We start from the raw sequence: 19,609 nt of genomic DNA on the forward strand, positions 1-19,609 counted from the left end.
CGTGAGCGTCAGCACCGTCAGCCAGAACGCGCAGGACGTCAACTTCCTGCTCGAGCGCTTCGTCGACCAGACCCCCGGTGTCGAACAGGCCATCGGCGTCTCCTCCGACGGCCTGCTCATGACCATGCGGGCCGACCTGGCCCGCGCCGACGCCGACAAGCTCGCCGCGACCGTCTCCGGGCTCACCACGCTGGCCGTCTCGGCCTCGCGGCTGCTGTCCAAGGGGCCGCTGAGCCAGGTCATCACCGAGTTCGGCTCCGGCTACCTGCTGGTGTCCTCCATCGCCGGCCGCGCCTGCCTGGGCGTGGTCACCTTTGCCGACTGCGACCTGGGTCTGGTCGGCTACGAGACGACGATGCTCGTCGAGCGCGTCGGCTCGCTCCTGACCCCCGAGCTCGTCACCGAGCTCAAGACCTCGCTGCAGCTGTGAGCCCCGCCGGGTTCGACCCCGAGGACCTCGACGAGTTCGACGAGTTCGACCGTCCGTTCCTCGGGGGTGCTGCGACCCCGGCCGCTCCCGCCGTCCCCTCCTCCGCCGTCGTGGAGGAGGGGGAGGGGGACGGGGAGGTGCGGGCCTACCTGCTCACCGGGGGCCGCACCGGCGGCGGCGCGGCCGGCATCGCCATGGAGACCACCGCCGTCCTCACTCCGGTGGGGGAGTTCGCCGTGGCGGGCGGGACGCTCCCGTTCGAGCTGGGCCAGGTCGCCGCGACCTGCGCGCAGGCCCGGTCCGTGGCCGAGGTCGCCGCCCTCGTCGGCATCCCGCTGGGGGTGGCCCAGGTGCTGGTCGGCGACCTCGTCGCCCGAGAACTGCTCATCACGACGTCCACCGCGAAGTCCCTCGCGTTCGACGTCTCGTTCATCGAGAGGTTGATCAACGGTGTCGCTGCACTCTGAGGTCGCCGCGCCCGCGGCCCCCGTCAAACGCCCCCCGATCCCCGTCAAGATCCTCGTCTCGGGGGGGTTCGGCGTCGGCAAGACCACGACCGTCGGCGCCCTGTCGGAGATCGAGCCGCTGAGCACCGAGGCCGCCATGACCTCGGCCTCGGTCGGGGTGGACTACGCCGGGGAGGGCAGCGAGAAGACCACGACGACGGTCGCGATGGACTTCGGCCGCGTCACCATCGACGAGAGCATCATCCTGTACATGTTCGGCACGCCCGGGCAGGACCGGTTCGGCTTCATGTGGAACGACCTGGCCGACGGCGCCCTCGGCGGCATCGTCCTGGTCGACCCCAGCCGCATCGACGACTGCTTCGTCGCGCTGGACTACTTCGAGAAGATCGGCCTGCCGTTCGTGCTGGCCGTCAACTCCTTCGCCGGCCGCAGCCAGCTCACGCTGGAGCAGGTCCGCGCCGCCGCCAACGTCGACCCCGCCGTCCCGGTCGTCGCCCTCGACGCCCGCCGGCGCGAGGACGTCAAGCGTGCGGTGCTGACCCTGCTGCAGCTCATCCTGTCGCGCGCCCGGGCCGCCTGAGGGCGCCCGCCGGGCCGGGGGGCGTCAGTCCGCGTAGCGCGGGTCGACGTCCTCCGGCGGCAGGTCCAGCAGGTGCGCGACCTGCTCGACCACCACGTCGGCGACCAGGTCGTCCAGCTCGTCGCCGTCGGCCCGCGTCTCCAGCGGGCGGCGGTACAGCACCACCCGGGCCGGCCGCTGCCCCTGGGCCGGGAAGAGCCGGCCCAGGGGCACGACGTCGTCCTCCCACGGGGCCGGGTCCGACGGCGGGACGTCCTCGACGGCGAACTCCACCCCGGCCAGCTGCTCGGCCCAGCGCCGCTCCAGCAGCTCCACCGCGTCCAGCACCAGGTCGTCGAACCGCTCGGCGCGCGTGCGCGCCGCGGGCAGCGACGCGGGCAGCAGGGGGCCGCGCAACCCGCGACCGTGCCGGTCGCGGCGGCGGTGGGGGCGCGTCTGCGCCCGGCGTCGGAGGACCACCGAGCGAGAGTACCCGCGACACGAGCCGCCCGTTGGCTCGTCGGCACGCGCGGCGGGGGGGTAGCGTGCCGCGCGTGACCACCCGCACCCCAGGGACGAACGCCTCCCGCCCGGGAGCAGGGCGCCCCGCCGCGCCCAGCGCCCGGCGCTGCTCGCGCACGGCGTGCGGGAAGACCGCGGTCGCGACCCTCACCTACGTCTACTCCGACTCCACCGCCGTCCTCGGCCCCCTCGCCACGTACGCCGAGCCCCACACGTACGACCTGTGCGCCGACCACGCCGAGCGCCTCACCGCCCCCCGCGGGTGGGAGGTCGTGCGCCTGGCCCCCGACCTGCTCGAGGCGGCCCGCCACCACGACGACCTCGACGCCCTCGTCGACGCCGTCCGCGACGAGCCCCGCGGCGCCGGCCGGCGCATCGACCCCGACGCCCCCGCCGTGCGGCGCTCGCACCTGCGCGTCATCGGCGACGACAAGTGAGCTGAGCGGGGCTCAAGTCCGCGCCGCACGTGCCGATGGAGGGGCGTGCCCGCAGCCAACGCGCCCCGCGCCTCCCGCCGTCCCCGCGCCGCCCGCACCGCCCCGCCGCTGGGGTCCCTGACCCAGGCCGCGCACCGCGAGAGCGCCCTGTGCGGGCACTGCGGCAGCGAGCGCGTCACGCAGCTGTCCATGTCCCTCACCGACGGCACCCCCGTGCAGTTCGTCTCCTGCCACGTGTGCGAGGAGCGCACCTGGAACTCCGCCGGCGGGCCCCTGACGGTCGACGGCGTCCTGGAGCGCACCCGCAAGCAGTAGCGGACCCGCCCGAGCGGCCCACGGACGGCGGGGCCCCGCTTGTAGGCTCGCGAGCGTGACCGCTCCGACCGTGAACCTGTCGTCCGTCATCAAGGCCTACGACGTCCGCGGCACCGTCCCGGACCAGATCGACGCCCGGGTCGTGCGCGCCGTCGGCGCGGCCTTCGCCGAGGTCGTCGTGCTCCCCGAGTCACCGTCCGGGACGACGCCCCGGGCCGTCGTCGGGCACGACATGCGCCCCTCCTCCCCGGAGCTGTCCCAGGCCTTCGCGCAGGGCCTGGCCTCGCGCGGGGTCGACGTCACCCTCGTGGGCCTGTGCTCCACCGACGGCCTGTACTTCGCCAGCGGCTCCCTCGGCGTCCCCGGGGCGATGTTCACCGCCAGCCACAACCCCGCCCAGTACAACGGCATCAAGATGTGCCGCGCCGGGGCCCGGCCCGTCGGGCAGGACTCCGGCCTCACCGCCATCCGCGACCTGGCCCAGGGCTGGCTCGACGCCGGTGAGGTCCCCGAGGGGTCCGGGACCGTCGGCGCCGTGGACGAGCAGGACCTCCTCAAGGCCTACGCCCAGCACCTGCGCACCCTCGTCGACCTCACCGGCGGCCGCCGCCTCAAGGTCGTCGTCGACGCCGGCAACGGCATGGGCGGCTTCACCGCCCCGGCCGTCCTGGGCGACGACGCCGGGCTGCCGGCCCTGCCGCTGGACGTCGTGCCGATGTACTTCGAGCTCGACGGGACCTTCCCCAACCACGAGGCCAACCCGCTGGACCCGAAGAACCTCGTGGACCTGCAGCGGGCCGTGCCCGAGCACGGCGCCGACCTCGGCCTCGCCTTCGACGGCGACGCCGACCGCTGCTTCGTCGTCGACGAGAAGGGCGACCCCGTCAGCCCCAGCGCCGTCACCGCGATGGTCGCCCGCCGCGAGATCGCCAAGGAAATCCGCGCGGGCCGCGAACCCGTCGTGATCCACAACCTCATCACCTCCCGGGCCGTGCCCGAGATCATCGCCGCCGACGGCGGGCACCCCGTCCGCACCCGCGTCGGGCACTCCTTCATCAAGGAGCAGATGGCCACCGAGGGCGCCGTCTTCGGCGGTGAGCACTCCGCGCACTACTACTTCCGCGAGTTCTGGTCCGCCGACACCGGCATGCTCGCCGCCATGCACGTCCTCGCGGCGCTGGCCGAGCAGGACCGCCCGCTGTCCGAGCTGGCCGCCGAGTACGAGAAGTACGTCGCCAGCGGCGAGATCAACTCCACCGTCGACGACGCCGCCGCCACCACCGAGAAGGTCGTCGCCGCCGTCAGCGAGACCGCTGCGGCGGAGGGGGAGACGCTGGAGATCGACCGCCTCGACGGGGTGACGGTCTTCCACCCCGCCTCGGCCGCCCAGCCCATGTGGTGGTTCAACCTGCGCGCCTCCAACACCGAGCCCCTGCTGCGGCTCAACGCCGAGGGGGCCGACGAGGCGACCATGGTCGCCGTCCGCGACCGCGTGCTCGGCCTCGTGCGGGGTGAGGCGTGATGGCCCCCGCCGACTGGGTCCTGGAGCTGCTGCGCTGCCCCCTGACGGGGGAGCCGCTGACCCCCGTGACGGTGCAGGGGCAGGAGTTCCTCACCACCGCCGCCGGCGTCCGGTACCCCGTGGTCGACGGCGTGCCCGTCCTCCTCGTCGACGCCGCGGTCCAGCCGGGGGACCGCCCGTGAGCGCCCTCGACGAGACCCTCCTCGCCGACGGCGACGCGCTGGCCGCCGCCGACGCCGGCGGGGTGCTGCGGGCCCTGGCCAGCTCCGGCGCGCAGGTCCGCGAGGCGATCGACCTGTCCGCCGAGGGCGGCGTCGCCCGCCTCGCCGACGACGAGCGCCCCCGGGCCGTCGTCATCGCGGCCCTCGCCGGCAGCTCCGTCGTCGCCGACGTCGTCCAGGCGCTCGCGGGCCGGGGCTGCCCCGTGCCCGTCGTGGTCCGCCACGGCGGGCCGCTGCCCAGCTGGGTCGGCCCCCTCGACCTCGTCGTGGCCGTCTCGCTGTCCGGCCGCGCCCCCGGGCCGCTGGCCCTGGCGGTGGAGGCCTCCCGGCGCGGGGCGCGCGTCGTCACCGTCGCCGGGGAGGGCTCGCCGCTGGCCGAGGTCGGGGCCCGCCACGGCAACGTGCAGGTCGTCCCGGCCCGCGGGGTGCGCGCCGACGGCGGGGACCCGCGGTCCTCGCGGGTCGCGCTCTGGTCCCTGGCCACGCCCGTCCTGCTGGCCTGCGACGCCCTGGGCCTGCTGACGGCCTCCGCCGCCGACCTCGCCGGGGTCGCCGACCGGCTCGACGCCGAGGCCGAGGCGTCCCGGCCGTGGTCGGAGACCTTCGTCAACCCCGCCAAGAACCTCGCGCTGGAGCTGTCCGGCGCGGTCCCGGTGCTCCTGGCCGACGGCGACCTCACGGCGGCCGCGGCCCGGCGCGCGGCGGCCATGTTCGCCCGCACCGCCCGCGTGCCGGCCGTCAGCGGCGCCCTGCCCGACGACGCCAGCGAGGTCGTCGCCACCTTCGGCGGCCCCTTCGCCACCGGCTCCGACCCCGACGTCGACCCCGTCTTCGCCGACCCGTTCCTCGACGGCCCGGCCGGGCCCCGCCTGCGGCTCGTCGTGCTGCGCGACGCCCCCACGGCGGTCTCCGACGAGGACCGCCGCCTGGCCGACGCGGTCACCACGACGGCCGCCGACGCCGGCGTCCGCGTCTCCGAGCTGGTCGCCGACGCGGGGACCCCCGCCCAGCGGCTGGCCCAGCTCATCGCCCGCACCGACTTCGCCGCGGCCTACCTCGCGCTGGCCTCGGGGGTCGACCCGGCCCGCTCCCCGCAGGTGGCCGACCTCAAGGACCGCATCGGCTGACCCCCTGATCGAGCACTGCGGTCCACGAGTGCTCGATCACCGGGTGGGGGTGGCGAGCGCGGGCAGGTCCCCGGGCCCGGCCGGGTCGTGCGCGGCGTCGTGCGCGGCGGCGAAGACCTCCGCGGCCGGCACCGGGCGGGCGAAGTGGAAGCCCTGCAGGACGTCGGCCCCGAGCTCGCGCACGAGCTCGGCGGTGGCGGCGTCCTCCACGCCCTCGGCGACGACCTCCATCGACAACCGGTGCGCGAGGTCGGCCAGGGCCCGGACGATGGCGGCGTCGACGGGGGCCTGCGCGGCGGCGGCGACGAACGAGCGGTCGATCTTCAGCTCGTCGACCTCCAGCTGGCGCAGCATCGTCAGCGACGTGTAGCCGGTGCCGAAGTCGTCCAGGGAGACGCGCGCCCCGGCCGCGCGCAGGGCCGCCAGCACGGCACCCACGCCCTCGGGGTCGCCCAGCAGCGCGGTCTCGGTGACCTCCAGGGTCAGGACGCCGCGCCCCAGGCCGTTCTCGGCGATGGCCCGGCGCACCGCGTTGACCAGCGAGGCGTCGGCCAGCACGACGGCGGAGACGTTGACGGAGACCGTGACGTCGTGGCCGTCGGCGCGCCAGGCGGCGCACTGGGCGGCGGCGGTGCTCAGCACCCAGTGGGTCAGGCCCACGACGGCGTGGCTGCGCTCGGCCAGCGGGACGAACGCGCAGGGGTTCAGCAGCCCGTGCTCGGGGTGCTGCCAGCGGACCAGCGCCTCCACCCCGGTGGTGCGGCCGGTGCGGGCGTCCACGAGGCGCTGGTAGTGCACCCGCAGCTCGCCGTCGACCACCGCGGCGGGCAGCTCGGTGTGCAGGCGCAGCGCCTCGACGTCGACGGCGGCCGCGCCCTCGGCCACGGCCAGGCGCTGCTGCTCGTCGGCGGCGCGCACGGCCGCGACGTCGGCCAGCGCCAGCAGCTCGCCGACCTCCCGGCCGTGCTGGGGGGCGCAGGCCACGCCGATCGACACGTCGGGGCGCACCCGCAGCCCCTGCCCGGGGCCGTCGGCGCGCAGCACGACGTGCTCGCGCAGCACCCGGTGCAGCACGGCCCCCTCGTCCAGACCCGTGCTGACGGGGTCGCCGGAACCGTCCAGCTCGACGGGGCGCACGACCGCCAGGGAGTCCAGGTCGAGGCGGGCGACGACGGCGCCGGGCAGCTCCCCGGCGCGGCGCGCGCACTCGGCGAGGACCTCCTCGGCGGCGGCCGGGCCCAGCGCCAGCCGCAGGTCGCGCAGGTCGTCGAAGTGGACGACGCTCACCGTCAGCTCCTCGCCCAGCCCCTCGTCCCCGCGCAGGAGGCGGGCCGAGCTCTCCAGCAGGCCGGTGCGGTTGAGCAGCTCGGAGCTGACGTCGTGGCGGGCCCGGCGGGCGGCCAGGTGCAGCAGCGAGCGCACCCCCACGACGGGCAGGACGGTGACGGCGGGCAGCAGGGCCATCCAGCCGGGCACCTGCCCGGCGTGGCCGGAGGCGACGAGCGCGGCGGGCAGCAGCACGAACGGCAGGGCGGTGGCGGCCACGACGGCCCGCGTCGAGCGGAGGAAGGGGATGTGCGCCGCGGTCGCGGAGTACAGGGCGACGAGCACCCCCACCGCGGCGGAACCGTCGGCGCAGTAGACGGCCACCGAGGTCGACACGCAGGCGGAGACGATGGCGGTGCGCGGGCCCGGCAGGGGCCAGGACGGGAACAGCAGCAGCCCCACGCCGCTGAGGAAGCCCAGCGCGGCGATGACGAGTATGAGCGTGCCGTGCACGCCGGTCCAGCCGGGCACCACCGCCACGGAGGCGCTGATGAGGCTGGTGACCAGGTACTCCAGGGCCACCACGCGGCGGCTGAGGCCGCCGTCGCCGAGGTCGAGGGTCTGTTCGCGCTGCGGGTTCAACACCTTCTGGTACTCGGCTGTCCGGGTGGCGGTCTGCATGGGCCTACCGGGTGACGCCGGGGTCCCGCGCCCGCCGACGGCGGCGGGCGCGGGACGGCGTCAGACCGCCTGCAGCGCAGGCACCCCGCCGCGGGCCAGCGTCGCGATCCGCTGGGAGGCCAGGCCGTCGCCGTAGGGGCTGGGGGTGTCGGCCAACCGGGCGACGGCCTGCGGGGCCGTCATCCGCCGGGCGTGCGCCACGAGGTCCTCCGGCTCGCTGAGGACCGAGAACCCGGCGGCCACCGACTCCGGGCGCTCGGTGCTCGTGCGCACGACCACCAGCGGCTTCTTCAGCACGGTGACCTCCTCCTGCAGCCCCCCGGAGTCGGACACCAGCAGGGACGCCGAGCGGGTCAGGGCCAGGAACGTGCGGTAGTCCACCGGGGGCAGGACCCGCACGGTCGCGGGAACCGGCACGCCCCACGCGGTGAGCGCCTTGCGGGTCCGCGGGTGCAGCGGCAGTGCGACGGGGGCGCCCAGCTCGCCCAGGCCCGCCAGCAGGGTGCGCAGCCGCTGCGGGTCGTCGGTGTTCTCCGGGCGGTGCACCGTGGCGACCACGCCGCCCGGGGCCACGCCGAGCCCGGCCAGCAGGGCGGCGGTCTCCTCCGGCGAGGGGCACAGGGCCGTGACGGCCTCCACGACGGGGTTGCCGGTGACGAACACCGACGTCGCCGGGACCGCCCCGTCGAGCAGGTTGCGGGCGTTCTCCGGGGTCGCGGCGCAGTGGACGTCGGCCAGCGCGGAGATCAGCAGCCGGTTCGTCTCCTCCGGCATCGCCCGGTCGTGGCTGCGCAGGCCGGCCTCGACGTGGACGACGGTGATCCCCAGGTAGTGCCCGGCCTGCGCGCCGGCGTTGGCGGTGTTGGTGTCGCCCTGCACCACGACCGCGCGCGGGCGCTGCCGGGTGAACCGGTCGGCGAGCCGGTCGACCATCCTGGCGACCTGCTGCGCGCGCGTGCCGCCGCCGACGCCGTCGACGGCGGGCGCCAGCGGCTCCAGCCCGCAGGAGCGGAAGACCGCGTCGGTCAGCTCGGGGTCGTAGTGCTGACCGGTGAACACCCCGGCGCCGTCGGCGCCGAGGGCGTGCAGGACCGGGGCCTGCTTGATGATCTCCGGGCGGGTGCCGAACACGACGGCGACCTTCCCGGTGAGGTCGGTGCTCTCGTCAGCCACGGCGGGTGCTCCTCGAGGTCAGGGCGTGCAGGACGGGACGGCGGAAGCGCAGGCCGACGGCGACCAGCGCGGCCGCGCTCAGCGGCAGGGCGGGCCCGGGCAGGGCGTTCGCGGGGACGGTCTTCGCGTTGGCGCCGCAGGTGACGGTGCCGATGGTCAGGGCGGTCAGGTCGGCGGCCAGGCTGACCTTGAGGGCCGACGTGCGGACGCTGCCGGCGCCGCTCGGGACGTCCGTGCTGCGCAGGCCGAGGGTGGCCAGGGTCAGCCCGGTGAGCGGCGCCTTGACCGTCAGCGTCGTGCCGGCCGCCGGGTTGGTGCCGAGCGACCCACCGGCGACGGTCCCGCCGGTGACCGAGGCGTTGACGAGCTTGACGCCCTCGGTGGTGGTGCCGTCGGACCTGGCCGTGCACGTGGCCAGGACCGCGTCCGCCTTGAGGGTCGCGCTGCCCAGCGCGATGACCACCTGGCCCGTGCCGCCGGACGGCACGCAGGTCCCGTCGGCCCCGACCGAGATGGATCCGTTGGGCGCGACCAGCCCGGCGCAGGCCGCGGAGAAACCGGTGTCGAGGGCGACCGCCTGCTGGACCAGGGCGCCGGCCTGGACGACGTTCTGCGTGCCCAGGACGGACAGCAGCGGGGTGGTGTTCCCCGTGGTGCTCGCACCGGACGTCGCGGTGACGGTGCCGCTGCCCGTGGACAGGACCGCGGTGAACTTCAGCGCGTTCGCCGTGGCGACCGAGGTGTCGGCCGCGGCCGGGCCCGCCGTCGCCAGCACGAGGGCGGCGGCGCCCGCGCAACCGGCCGTGAGCAGCCGCCTCCGGGGGCGGCGGGGTGTGGTCTCGTCCATGTCGGCTCCTCAGCTGCTCGGGACGGGGGTGGGGACGGGGGTTCCGGCGACGGGCCGGTCGTTGGCCCGGGCGGTCTTGTGCCACTCGGTGTGGCCCTTGAGGACGCGGAACAGCGCGCGCCAGGCGCAGATCTGCAGCAGGTAGCCGTAGCCGATGTTCGCCACGGCCATCCACAGCGCACCGCGGCGGGTGACGAACGTCCCGCAGTGGGTCCGGTAGAAGAAACCCCACAGCGCGTGGGGCAGGACCCCGAACAGCAGGCCCAGCGGGATGAGGCCCCAGGCCCCGGCCAGCAGCCACTGGTCCGCGCCCTGCGGGTCGTGGAACGCGTACCAGAGCATGACGATCGTGGTGAGCGGGAACACGACGCTGCCGAAGACCTGCGAGAACGGCACCCACATGTAGTGCGCGATCTCCAGCGCCCCGGGGATCGAGATGCGCTCGGAGTTCAGGACGCCCCACAGGTAGCGCAGGCACTGGATGTTCCCCTGCGACCAGCGGGTCCGCTGCCGCAGCAGGGGTTTCACCTTGCTCAACCCGTCCTGCGCGACGAACGTGTCGTGGCAGTACTCGGTGCGGTGACCGGACAGCAGCACGTGCAGGCCGAGTTCGAAGTCCTCCAGCAGCGCACCGTGCCACGGGGTCCCGTGTTCGCGGGCGACGTCGTCGAGGGCGGTGAGCCGGGTGAACTGCCCGTTGCCGCCCATCGCGACGCTGCCGGTGCGCCGGCGCAGGAACTGCATCGCGGCGATGGGGCCGGCGAACTCCAGGTCCTGCAGGCGCACCAGGATGTGGTCGCCCTTCGTGCGGGCCCGGGAACCGACGAGCCGGTCCAGGTCGGTGCCGACGAGCGCGTCGACGTCCTCGGTGATGCGCACCTGCACCTGGACCGCGCCGACGGTCGGGTCCCCGAACAGCGTCGGGCCGGCGATCACGTCGGGGCAGAACTGCTCCAGGCGCCCGTCGGCGTCGACGACGCCGACGACCACCCGGGAGCGGTCGGCCCCCTCGGGCAGTTCCGCGCAGATCCGCCGGTAGGCGTCGTTCAGGGCGTCGCCCTTGCCCTTGCGGGCCTCGGGGGGTCGGCGGCTGACGACGCGGACCTTCTCGTGCCGGGTCGCCAGCCAGGTGATCAGCTCGTGGGTGTGGTCGCGGGAGTCGTCGTCGATGCACCACACGGTCGCCTCGGGGAACGTGTCCAGCAGGTGCTGGACGGTGCCGACGATGACCGTCTCCTCGTTCAGGCAGGGGATGAGGACGTGCCAGTCGAAGTCGGCCCGGTCACCGAGCTCCACCTCGCGGTGGCGCAGGAACGGGCGCAGGACGACGATCACGTAGCTGAGGAACAGCACGCACAGCACGAAGGCCGCGGTGTTCAGCAGGGCGAGGCCGAGGTGGACGCTGCTACCCACGGCGCACCACCTGCGCCCCGCGGGTCAGCAGCACGAGGAACGTCAGCCCGCCCAGGACGATCCCGACGGTGCTGACGACGGAACCGCCGAGGACGTGGGTGGCGCCGTACCCGCGTTCCAGCCCCCAGAGGTGGATGCCGGAGGCGATGGTCAGCAGCCGCAGCTGGTTGACGGCCGCCACGACGAGGGCGGCGAAACCCAGCGCGCCGAGGGTGACGACGGCCGGCATCCGGCGCACCGGCAGCAGCAGCGCGGCGACGGCCACGAACGGGACGAGCAGCACGACGGCGCTGCACCCGATGGTCACGGTGTGCCCGACGAGCAGCCCGTCGACGCGGTAGAGGGTGTTGTCCGCCACGCACCGGGCGCCGCTGTCCCACGCGGTCCGCACCAGCAGCGCCGACGCGCACGCCTCGGCGTGCCGGACGGCGCGGTCGTGGGTGAGCAGGACCACCGTGGCCACCAGCAGCCCCGCGGTGAGGGCGCAGCGGACCGGGCCGACCTGGCGCAGGACGCCGGCGAACCGCACGGCGCGCGGCGCGGGCGCGGCGGCGCTCACGAGCCGTCCCCGTCGCGGCGGGCCCGGTACAGGCGCTGCTCGGCCAGGGTCCAGACCGCGCTGAGGTCCTGGGCCTCCCCGGAGGCGGCCCAGGCGCCGGTGGCCTCGAAGCCCGCGGCGCGCAGCGTCGTGGTGACCTCGTGCGCGGTCGCCTCGACCTCGTCGGGTTCGACGTCGGGCAGGATCGCGCCGAACTGCCGGGCGGTGAGGCGGGACACGGTGGCCCCGGGCAGCGCCCGCACGACGGTCTCGGTGGCCTTCTGCAGCCGGGTGGAGGAGCGGACGCGGCCGATGTCGACGACGAGCAGGGCGACCGGCAGGCCGCGTTCGGCGGTGCGCCGGTCCTCCTGCTGCAGCAGCGCGCCCCAGCCGACGCGGCTGGACAGCGCGGTGACCTTGTCGGTGGCGTCGCGACGCACCGCGAGCCGCTCCGCCTCGCGCTGGGCGTCGTCGGCGGCGACCTCGGCGGCCAGGGCCTGGGTGAGGAGCTCGGCGAAGGCGCCCATGAGCGCCTCCAGGCCCGGGACGGGGACCGTGCCGGGCCGCGAGCTCCACCCGGCCATCGCCCCGAGCAGGCGACCGCTGTCGTCGCGCAGCGCGGCGCCGGCGTAGGCGGTCATCCGCAGCGCGATGGCCGAGGGGGCCCGCACGTAGTTGGGGACCAGGGTGATGTCGGGCGCCACGGCCGGGCCCAGGCCGTTGGCCATGCGCCGGCACACGGTGTCCGACCAGGGGATGCGCCGGCCCACGAGCACGCCGGTGGCCTCGTCGGAGACCGCCAGCGGCAGCATCGCGGCGCCGTCCAGGCGGCCCAGGTACCAGGTGTCCAGGCCGCTGGTGACGGCCAGGGCCTCGACGACCTGGCGGGCGCTGCGGCGCAGCGAGGTGTCCGTCACGCCCTGGGCGGCGGGCGGGCGGGCGACGGTGCGCAGCACCGCCGTCTGCGGGGAGGGGACGGCGCTTCGGGCCGCCAGCTGGACGAGACTCACGGGAAGGACATCGGCCGCCGCCCCGGACGGGTCGATGGGCCGAACGAGTACTAGGCAATGCCTCCAACTAGCTAGTTGATCCCGGTGCAGGGGGCGGGTCCCGCTGCCGATGAGCAGGGGGTGAGCACTCCGTCCCCCCGAGCCGCCGAGCCCGTGCGCCGCCGCACCCTCACCCGCCGCGTCGCCGTCCTGGGCCTGCCCCTCGTCCTCCTCGTGAGCGGCCTGGGGACCAGCGCCGGCGTGAGCGCGGCGCTGCGCGACTACGGCGTCCGGCAGGCCGAGGAGGCCAGCCGCCAGCTCGCCGGGGACGAGGCCGCCTCGCTCGGCGACGCGGTGCGCGACTACACCCACGCGGTCGGCGCCCTGGCGAAGACCGTCGGCGGTCAGCCCGTGGTCACCGACGACGTCTTCCAGGACCTCACGGCCACGATGACCTCGCTGCCCGGGCTCGCCAACCTCACCTACACGGTCCCCGTGCCCGACGACCCGGGAGCTGTCGCGCGGGCGCAGGAGGAGCTGCGCGCCCAGCTGGGCACCCGGCTCACGCTCGCCCCGCGGCCGTCGCCGGCCGGTGAGCACCGCTTCATCGTCAGCTACCGCGGGATCGACACCGTCGGCACCTCCCTGGGCGCCGACGCGGCCGCCGTCCCGCAGCTCGCCGAGGCGGCGACGGCGGCGCGCGGCTTCGGTGCCGTGACGGTCACCGCCCCCTACGTGCTGCTCGCGGACCGCTCCCGCCCGGTGCAGGAGCAGCAGCAGTCCGTCGTGTTCACCGCCCCCGTCACCGGCGGCCCCGGCCAGGCCGACGAGGGCACCTTCCGCGGCTGGGTCTCGGCCTCCTTCCGCACCGGCAACGTCCTGGAGGCGACCGCCGCCCGGCGCACCTCCGTCTCGGCGGGCCTGAAGCTGTGGGACGTCACCGACCCGGCGGCGCCGCTGCTCATGACGGAGGTCGAGGCCGACTCGGCGCTGTCCCCCGAGTCGGTGACCGCCGACGTCGTGGCCGGGTCCCGGCGGTGGCGGCTGGAGGTGACGCCGACGCTGGCCGCCCACGCCGCCGACGTCGGCCGGGCCCCGCTCGTCGCCCTCGTCGGCGGCAGCGTGCTGTCCCTGCTGCTGGCCGCGCTGCTGTTCTCCGTGACCTCCGGCCGCGAGCGCGCCCAGCGCAAGGTCGAGCAGGCCACCGTGGACCTCGCCGACGAGGTCGCCTCGCGCCGCCGCAGCGAGGAGGCCCTGCGGACCCGCGAGTCCGAGCTCGGCGCCTACACCACGGTCGTCGCCGACCGGCTGCGGCTGCCGCTGTCGCAGCTGTCCGCCCTGACCGACGCGGCGCGCGAGACCGGGCCGGCGACGGGGGCGGACTGGCTCGGCCGCCTCGACGCCGCCGACCGCCGCCTGGACCGCGCGCGCCGGCTCGTGGACGACCTGCTGCTGTACGCGCAGGTCAGCGAGATGGCCCTCACCGAACGCGCCGTGGACCTGTTCGCCACCGGCACGCTGGTCGCCGACGAGCAGGAGGCCCTCACCGCCCACCTGCCCGAGGACCTGCGGCCGCGCATCGAGGTCGGCCCCCTGCCCGAGGTCGTGGGGGAGCCGTGGCTGCTGCACCAGCTGCTCGCGCGCCTGGTGGACAACGCGGTCGTCCACGCCCCCCACGGGCAGCCGGCCCTCGTCACCCTCGGCGCGGAGCTGACCGGGTCCCGGTTCCGCGGGGAGGTCTGGCGCGTGGAGGTCCGCGACCGCGGCCTGGGCGTGCCCTCCGACCGCCGCGCCAGCGTCTTCGAGCCCTTCGCCGGCGAGGCCGCCGACGTGGAGCTGGGCGGCAACCACCTGAGCCTGGCCCTGTGCCGGCGCATCGCCCTGCGCCTGGGCGGGGACATCGGCCTGGACGACGACCCGCGCGGCGGCAGCGTCTTCTGGTTCACCCTGCCGGTGCGCAGCACCCAGGGGATGACCGTCGCCCCGTCCGTCGCGGCCCCGCCGGTGCCCGCCCTCACCTGAGGGCGCGCCCGGCCCCACCGGGCGGCGCCGGGAGCGCGGCGGGGGTGGCGGGGGACCGCGTACCCTGGAAGGTGCTCCGGCGTGCGGTGATGCCGCGAGGGGCCCAGAGGGGCTGCGCCGGGAACGTCACGAACCGCACGAGAGGACTTCCATGTCTTTCGAGTACCAGGTCCGGGACCTCTCCCTGGCCGAGGCCGGGCGCCACGAGCTGCGCCTGGCCGAGCACGAGATGCCCGGCCTCATGGCGCTGCGCGCCGAGTTCGGCGACGCCCAGCCCCTCGCCGGCGCCCGCATCGCCGGGTCCCTGCACATGACCGTCCAGACGGCCGTCCTCATCGAGACCCTCGTCGCCCTCGGCGCGCAGGTCCGCTGGGCCAGCTGCAACATCTTCTCCACCCAGGACCAGGCCGCCGCCGCGGTCGTCGTCGGGAAGGGCACCGTCGAGGCGCCCGCCGGCGTCCCCGTCTTCGCCTGGAAGGGCGAGACGCTGGAGGAGTACTGGGCGCTGGCCGACCGGATCTTCGACTGGGGCACCGACCCCGAGGGTCACCGCGTCGGCCCGAACATGATCCTCGACGACGGCGGCGACGCCACGATGCTCGTCCTGGAGGGCAAGCGCTTCGAGGCCGCCGGGGCCGTCCCCGCGACGACCGGGGAGGACTCCGAGGAGTACGCGGTCGTCCTGGAGCTGCTGCGCAAGTCGCTGGCCGAGGACCCGCAGCGCTGGACGCGCATCGCCGAGGGCATCCAGGGCGTCACCGAGGAGACGACCACCGGCGTGCACCGCCTCGCGGAGTACTTCCGCAACGGCGTCCTGCCGTTCCCGTCGATCAACGTCAACGACTCGGTGACGAAGTCGAAGTTCGACAACAAGTACGGCACCCGGCACTCCCTCATCGACGGGATCAACCGCGGCACCGACGTCCTCATCGGCGGCAAGACCGCCGTCGTGTGCGGGTACGGCGACGTCGGCAAGGGCAGCGCGGAGTCCCTGCGCGGCCAGGGCGCGCGCGTCGTGGTCACCGAGGTCGACCCCATCAACGCCCTGCAGGCCGCGATGGACGGGTACCAGGTCGTCCGCCTCGAGGACGTCGTGGAGACCGCCGACATCTTCATCACCGCGACCGGCAACAAGGACGTCGTCATGGCGTCCGACATCGCGCGGATGAAGCACCAGGCGATCGTGGGCAACATCGGCCACTTCGACAACGAGATCGACATGGCGGGCCTGGCCCGCATCCCCGGTGTCGAGAAGGTCGAGATCAAGCCGCAGGTCCACGAGTGGCGCATCCCGGCGGACGGGGACGTCGCCGCGCACAGCGTCATCGTGCTGTCCGAGGGCCGGCTGCTGAACCTGGGCAACGCGACGGGCCACCCCAGCTTCGTCATGTCGAACTCGTTCACCAACCAGGTCCTGGGCCAGATCGAGCTGTTCACCAAGTCCGAGGCGTACCCCGTCGGGGTGCACCGGCTGGGCAAGCAGCTCGACGAGAAGGTCGCCCGGCTGCACCTGGACGCCCTGGGCGTGCGGCTGACCGAGCTGACGAAGTCGCAGGCCGACTACCTCGGCGTCGACGTCGAGGGCCCGTACAAGCCCGAGCACTACCGGTACTGACCCGCCCGGCCGCGCCCGGCACCCCCTCGGGGTGCCGGGCGTCGTCGTCCCTGCTGGACTGCCGGGGTGCCGTTGCGCCTGGGCCTGTTCGGGGACTCCCTCGCCGTGGGGGTCGGCGCCGCGCGCGCCGAGGACACCCCGGGGCCGTCGCTGGTGGCCGCGCTGGCCCGGGCGGGCGTCGAGGCCGTCCACCGCGTCCACGCCGTCTCCGGGGCGCGCAGCGCGGCGCTGCCGGGGCAGGTCGCCGCGGCCGGGGACTGGCCGCAGGTGGCGGTCGTGGTGGTGGGGGCCAACGACCTGACGCACCTGGTCCCGGTGGCGCGGGCCGCGGGGGACCTGGGGACCGCCGTGGCGGCGCTGCGGGCCGTGGGCGCGGAGGTGGTGCTCGTGCCCGTCCCCGACCTCAGCGCCGTCGCGCACGTGCCGCCCGCGCTGCGCGACCTCGTCCGCGCGGCCGTGACCACCCTGCGCGCCGCCCAGGTCGCGGCGGCCGCGCCGCTGGGCGCCCGCGTCGTCGACACCTCCGCGGTGTCGGCGCGCTCGGCCGCCGACGCGGCCCTGTTCTCGGCCGACCGCTTCCACCCGTCCTCGGCCGGGTACCGCGCCCTGGTCGACGTGGTGGCCCCGGTGGTGCTGGACGCCGCCCGCGCGGTGCTGGACGCCGCCTGAGAGGGTGGAGGCCATGAGTTTGGAGGACACCGCCTCGTGGGCCACCATCCTCGGTGGCGTGGCCGTGCTGGCCGCCTTCCTGCGCGGCTGCGTCCTGGTGGCCCTCAAGTACCACGCCCGCGAGGTGCGGCGCTGGGAGCGCACCGAGCAGGGGCTCGACTCGGGCCGGTTGCGGTGGTGGGCCTGGGTCCGCGACCGCTGGCGGCTGCTGTGGGCGACGGGCCGGCTGCGCACCCGCCGGGAGGCCCGCGAGTAGTTCGGGTCGCGCCCGGGCCCCGCAGGCCGCAGGATCTGGTGGTGGACAAGAGCACCCCTTACCCCCTCGGCGTGACGTTGCGCGAGAACGGGATCAACGTCGCCGTGTACTCCGAGACGGCCGAGGCCGTGGACGTCGCGGTGTTCGGCGAGGACGGCGGGGAGACGACCCACCGCCTCGACCAGCGGTCCGGTCACGTCTTCCACGGCATCGTGCCCGGTGGCGTGGGGACCCGGTACGGGTTCCGCGTGCACGGCGAGTGGGAACCGGGGGAGGGGCTGCGGCACAACTCCGCCAAGCTCCTGCTCGACCCCTACGCCCGCGCCGTCGAGGGTTCCTGGGGTGCGGGGGAGGAGACCTTCGGGCACCTCTTCGACGACCCCGAGCAGCGCAACGACGCCGACTCGGCCGGTTCCGTCGCCAAGGGCGTCGTCGTGGATCCCGCCTTCGACTGGGAGGGCGACACCGCGCCGCGGGTCCCGCTGGCCGACACGATCGTCTACGAGGTCCACGTCAAGGGCTTCACCAAGCAGCACCCCGACGTGCCGGAGGAGATCCGGGGGACCTACGCCGGCCTGGCGCACCCCGCCGCGATCCAGCACCTGCTGGACCTGGGCGTCACCACCGTCGAGCTGCTGCCCGTGCACCAGTTCGTCCAGGACTCCCACCTGGGCGAGAAGGGCCTGCGCAACTACTGGGGCTACAACTCGATCGGCTTCTTCGCCCCCCACAACGAGTACAGCGCCGCGGGGGACGACGGCTCGCAGGTCCGCGAGTTCAAGGAGATGGTCAAGGCCCTGCACGCCGCGGGCCTGGAGGTCGTCCTCGACGTCGTCTACAACCACACCGCCGAGGGCAACCACATGGGCCCGACGCTGTCGCTCAAGGGCATCGACAACGGCTCCTACTACCGCGTCGTCGAGGAGGAGCCGGAGAACTACTTCGACACCACCGGCACCGGCAACTCCCTCAACGTGTCCCACCCCGCGGCGCTGCAGCTCATCCTGGACTCGCTGCGGTACTGGGTGACCGAGATGCACGTCGACGGCTTCCGGTTCGACCTCGCCACGACCCTCACCCGGCAGTGGGGCGACGCCCACGTGCACTCGGCGTTCCTCGACATCGTCCACCAGGACCCGGTGCTGGCCCCCGTGAAGCTCATCGCCGAGCCGTGGGACACCCAGGGCTACCAGGTCGGCGGGTTCCCGGCGCGCTGGTCGGAGTGGAACGGCAAGTACCGCGACGACGTCCGCGACTTCTGGCGCGGGCAGGGCACGCTGGGGTCCCTGACGCAGCGCCTGACCGGCAGCCCCGACGTGTACGAGGCCGACCGCCGCTCCCCGCTGTGCAGCGTGAACTTCCTCACCGCCCACGACGGCTTCACCCTCGCCGACCTCACGGCCTACGACGAGAAGCACAACGACGCCAACGGCGAGGGCAACAACGACGGCGAGAGCGACAACCGCTCCTGGAACTGCGGGGCCGAGGGCCCCACCGACGACGAGGGCGTCAACGCCCTGCGCGCCCGGCAGCGGCGGAACCTGCTGACCACGCTGCTGCTGTCGTCCGGCGTCCCGATGCTCCTCGGCGGCGACGAGATGGGCCGCACCCAGGGCGGGAACAACAACGCCTACTGCCAGGACGACGAGATCTCCTGGTTCGACTGGGACGCCGCCGACGCGGACCTGCTGACCTTCACCCGCGAGCTGGTCGCGCTGCGCCGCGAGACGCCGGCCCTGCGGCCGTCGTGGTACGCGAACGAGGCCGGTCCCAACACCGTGTCGCTGCGCGCGGACGGCAAGCCCATGGGGCAGCACGAGTGGGACGACGCGAACGCGCGCGCCTACTCGATCCAGTTCCAGGCCCCGGGCTCGCCCACGGTCCTGCTGCTGGTCAACGGGGCGTCCAACCCCGTCGAGTTCACCGTGCCGCCGGCCCCGGGCGGCCCCTGGAAGCTCGTGGTGTCCTCCGACCCGCAGCAGGAGGTGGGCCGGGAGGTCGCCGAGCTGCTCGTGGGGGAGTGGTCGACGACGGTCCTGAGGTCCGGCACCATCGACGGGTGAGACCGCACCGCTGGGCAGCCGCCGCCGAACCGCGCGACCTGGGCGCCGTCGTCCACGGGCCGGTGGTGCTGGCCCGCGCGACGGGCGTCGTGGCCGGGCTGCGGTGCGTCTTCGCGCACGCCGACGGGTTGTCGCTGCCGTTCGTGCTGCGCGCCGAGGGGGTGCAGGCGGAGGCGGCGGCCCGGCAGAGCTTCTCGGGTCACGTGCCCCTCGACGAGTTCGGCCCGGGCACCTGGTCCGAACCCGTCGTCGCGATCGGCGTCGACGGGGACGAGGGGCTCGCCGACCCCTCGCAGTCCAGCGGCAGCGGCGGTGAGGACGCCTTCGACCTCGACGCGACCTACTGGGTGGACCGCCTCCCCACCGACGGCCGGCTCACGGTCACGGTGAGCTGGCCGCAGGCGGGGCTGCCGCTGACGCGGACCGAGCTGGAGCTGGCGGCGTGGACGCCGCAGGACGTCCTGCCGCTGCTCTGAG

21 protein-coding genes are annotated in these 19,609 nt (G+C 75.0%); 14 read left to right on the forward strand and 7 right to left on the reverse strand.

Annotation, left to right across the window (positions count from 1 at the left end; all coding sequences use genetic code 11):
• Nucleotide 1: 1 nt before the first annotated feature.
• From BJ968_RS15195 to BJ968_RS15205, 3 genes are read left to right on the forward strand one after another with little or no spacing between them, the layout of a single operon-like run.
• Nucleotides 2-430 carry a roadblock/LC7 domain-containing protein gene (locus BJ968_RS15195; protein ID WP_179753240.1) on the forward strand — a complete coding sequence of 143 codons (429 nt, stop codon included), beginning with the start codon at nt 2-4 and terminating at the stop codon, nt 428-430.
• A complete protein-coding gene (locus BJ968_RS15200) occupies nt 427-897 on the forward strand; it encodes a DUF742 domain-containing protein (RefSeq protein WP_218885079.1) in 471 nt (156 codons plus the stop codon). The genes BJ968_RS15195 and BJ968_RS15200 overlap by 4 nt, the downstream gene beginning before the upstream one ends.
• Entirely contained in the window at nt 881-1,477 is a 597-nt protein-coding gene (locus BJ968_RS15205; RefSeq protein WP_179753242.1) for an ATP/GTP-binding protein, read from the forward strand. The genes BJ968_RS15200 and BJ968_RS15205 overlap by 17 nt, the downstream gene beginning before the upstream one ends.
• A gap of 24 nt (nt 1,478-1,501) precedes the next feature.
• Here BJ968_RS15205 and BJ968_RS15210 read toward each other — a convergent pair whose 3' ends face one another.
• Nucleotides 1,502-1,936, reverse strand: a complete 435-nt coding sequence (locus BJ968_RS15210; protein ID WP_179753244.1) for a metallopeptidase family protein — start codon at nt 1,934-1,936, stop codon at nt 1,502-1,504.
• 74 nt (nt 1,937-2,010) lie between these two features.
• Between BJ968_RS15210 and BJ968_RS15215 the strand changes: the two genes are divergently transcribed.
• Genes BJ968_RS15215 through BJ968_RS15235 form a run of 5 tightly spaced genes read left to right on the forward strand, consistent with a single transcriptional unit; the run spans nt 2,011 to nt 5,600 of the window.
• A complete protein-coding gene (locus BJ968_RS15215) occupies nt 2,011-2,415 on the forward strand; it encodes a DUF3499 family protein (RefSeq protein WP_179753246.1) in 405 nt (134 codons plus the stop codon).
• Nucleotides 2,416-2,460: 45 nt separating this feature from the next.
• Complete coding sequence (locus BJ968_RS15220; protein ID WP_179753248.1) at nt 2,461-2,730, forward strand: hypothetical protein; 270 nt, start codon at nt 2,461-2,463, stop codon at nt 2,728-2,730.
• Between the two features lie 55 nt (nt 2,731-2,785).
• A complete protein-coding gene (locus BJ968_RS15225) occupies nt 2,786-4,252 on the forward strand; it encodes a phosphomannomutase/phosphoglucomutase (protein WP_343078060.1) in 1,467 nt (488 codons plus the stop codon).
• Nucleotides 4,252-4,434 carry a Trm112 family protein gene (locus BJ968_RS15230; protein WP_179753249.1) on the forward strand — a complete coding sequence of 61 codons (183 nt, stop codon included), beginning with the start codon at nt 4,252-4,254 and terminating at the stop codon, nt 4,432-4,434. Before BJ968_RS15225 ends, BJ968_RS15230 begins: the two co-directional genes overlap by 1 nt.
• Nucleotides 4,431-5,600, forward strand: a complete 1,170-nt coding sequence (locus BJ968_RS15235) for an SIS domain-containing protein (protein WP_179753250.1) — start codon at nt 4,431-4,433, stop codon at nt 5,598-5,600. The genes BJ968_RS15230 and BJ968_RS15235 overlap by 4 nt, the downstream gene beginning before the upstream one ends.
• Nucleotides 5,601-5,636: 36 nt before the next feature.
• Here the strand turns inward: BJ968_RS15235 and BJ968_RS15240 are convergent, their stop codons facing one another.
• The 6 genes from BJ968_RS15240 to BJ968_RS15265 are packed head-to-tail and all read right to left on the reverse strand — an operon-like array spanning nt 5,637 to nt 12,528.
• Nucleotides 5,637-7,547, reverse strand: coding sequence for a bifunctional diguanylate cyclase/phosphodiesterase (locus BJ968_RS15240; protein ID WP_179753252.1), 1,911 nt, complete (start codon nt 7,545-7,547; stop codon nt 5,637-5,639).
• Nucleotides 7,548-7,607: 60 nt separating this feature from the next.
• Nucleotides 7,608-8,720, reverse strand: a complete 1,113-nt coding sequence (wecB, locus tag BJ968_RS15245) for a non-hydrolyzing UDP-N-acetylglucosamine 2-epimerase (RefSeq protein ID WP_218885081.1) — start codon at nt 8,718-8,720, stop codon at nt 7,608-7,610.
• Nucleotides 8,713-9,567 carry a hypothetical protein gene (locus BJ968_RS15250; RefSeq protein ID WP_179753255.1) on the reverse strand — a complete coding sequence of 285 codons (855 nt, stop codon included), beginning with the start codon at nt 9,565-9,567 and terminating at the stop codon, nt 8,713-8,715. Before BJ968_RS15250 ends, wecB begins: the two co-directional genes overlap by 8 nt.
• Before the next feature lie 9 nt (nt 9,568-9,576).
• Entirely contained in the window at nt 9,577-10,980 is a 1,404-nt protein-coding gene (locus BJ968_RS15255; protein WP_179753256.1) for a glycosyltransferase, read from the reverse strand.
• Nucleotides 10,973-11,539 (reverse strand): hypothetical protein, encoded by a 567-nt coding sequence (locus BJ968_RS15260; RefSeq protein WP_179753258.1) that lies wholly within the window; start codon nt 11,537-11,539, stop codon nt 10,973-10,975. Before BJ968_RS15260 ends, BJ968_RS15255 begins: the two co-directional genes overlap by 8 nt.
• Entirely contained in the window at nt 11,536-12,528 is a 993-nt protein-coding gene (locus BJ968_RS15265; RefSeq protein ID WP_179753260.1) for a nucleotidyl cyclase domain-containing protein, read from the reverse strand. The genes BJ968_RS15260 and BJ968_RS15265 overlap by 4 nt, the downstream gene beginning before the upstream one ends.
• Nucleotides 12,529-12,648: 120 nt before the next feature.
• On the opposite strand from BJ968_RS15265, the gene BJ968_RS15270 reads away from it, so the two are divergent.
• The 6 genes from BJ968_RS15270 to BJ968_RS15295 all read left to right on the forward strand — a co-directional run bounded on the left by BJ968_RS15270 (nt 12,649) and on the right by BJ968_RS15295 (nt 19,608).
• Nucleotides 12,649-14,529: a sensor histidine kinase gene (locus tag BJ968_RS15270; RefSeq protein ID WP_343078061.1), complete on the forward strand. Its 1,881-nt coding sequence runs from the start codon at nt 12,649-12,651 to the stop codon at nt 14,527-14,529.
• Between the two features lie 151 nt (nt 14,530-14,680).
• Nucleotides 14,681-16,144, forward strand: a complete 1,464-nt coding sequence (gene ahcY, locus BJ968_RS15275; RefSeq protein WP_179753261.1) for an adenosylhomocysteinase — start codon at nt 14,681-14,683, stop codon at nt 16,142-16,144.
• A gap of 66 nt (nt 16,145-16,210) precedes the next feature.
• Nucleotides 16,211-16,813, forward strand: a complete 603-nt coding sequence (locus tag BJ968_RS15280) for an SGNH/GDSL hydrolase family protein (protein ID WP_343078063.1) — start codon at nt 16,211-16,213, stop codon at nt 16,811-16,813.
• Between the two features lie 13 nt (nt 16,814-16,826).
• Nucleotides 16,827-17,069, forward strand: coding sequence for a hypothetical protein (locus BJ968_RS15285; RefSeq protein WP_179753265.1), 243 nt, complete (start codon nt 16,827-16,829; stop codon nt 17,067-17,069).
• A 38-nt stretch (nt 17,070-17,107) separates the two neighbouring features.
• On the forward strand, nt 17,108-19,132 hold the full coding sequence (gene glgX, locus BJ968_RS15290; RefSeq protein WP_179753266.1) for a glycogen debranching protein GlgX: 2,025 nt from the start codon (nt 17,108-17,110) through the stop codon (nt 19,130-19,132).
• Entirely contained in the window at nt 19,129-19,608 is a 480-nt protein-coding gene (locus BJ968_RS15295; RefSeq protein ID WP_179753268.1) for a hypothetical protein, read from the forward strand. Before glgX ends, BJ968_RS15295 begins: the two co-directional genes overlap by 4 nt.
• Nucleotide 19,609: the final 1 nt, after the last annotated feature.

Source organism: Kineococcus aurantiacus, from assembly GCF_013409345.1.
GTDB lineage: Bacteria > Actinomycetota > Actinomycetes > Actinomycetales > Kineococcaceae > Kineococcus > Kineococcus aurantiacus.

Bases quoted from the DNA above. Each gene is read 5' to 3' on its own strand.
- BJ968_RS15230 (WP_179753249.1), top strand. From the start codon at position 4,252: ATGGCCCCCGCCGACTGGGTCCTGGAGCTGCTGCGCTGCCCCCTGACG.
- BJ968_RS15240 (WP_179753252.1), bottom strand. From the start codon at position 7,547: ATGCAGACCGCCACCCGGACAGCCGAGTACCAGAAGGTGTTGAACCCG.
- BJ968_RS15250 (WP_179753255.1), bottom strand. From the start codon at position 9,567: ATGGACGAGACCACACCCCGCCGCCCCCGGAGGCGGCTGCTCACGGCC.
- ahcY (WP_179753261.1), top strand. From the start codon at position 14,681: ATGTCTTTCGAGTACCAGGTCCGGGACCTCTCCCTGGCCGAGGCCGGG.
- BJ968_RS15285 (WP_179753265.1), top strand. From the start codon at position 16,827: ATGAGTTTGGAGGACACCGCCTCGTGGGCCACCATCCTCGGTGGCGTG.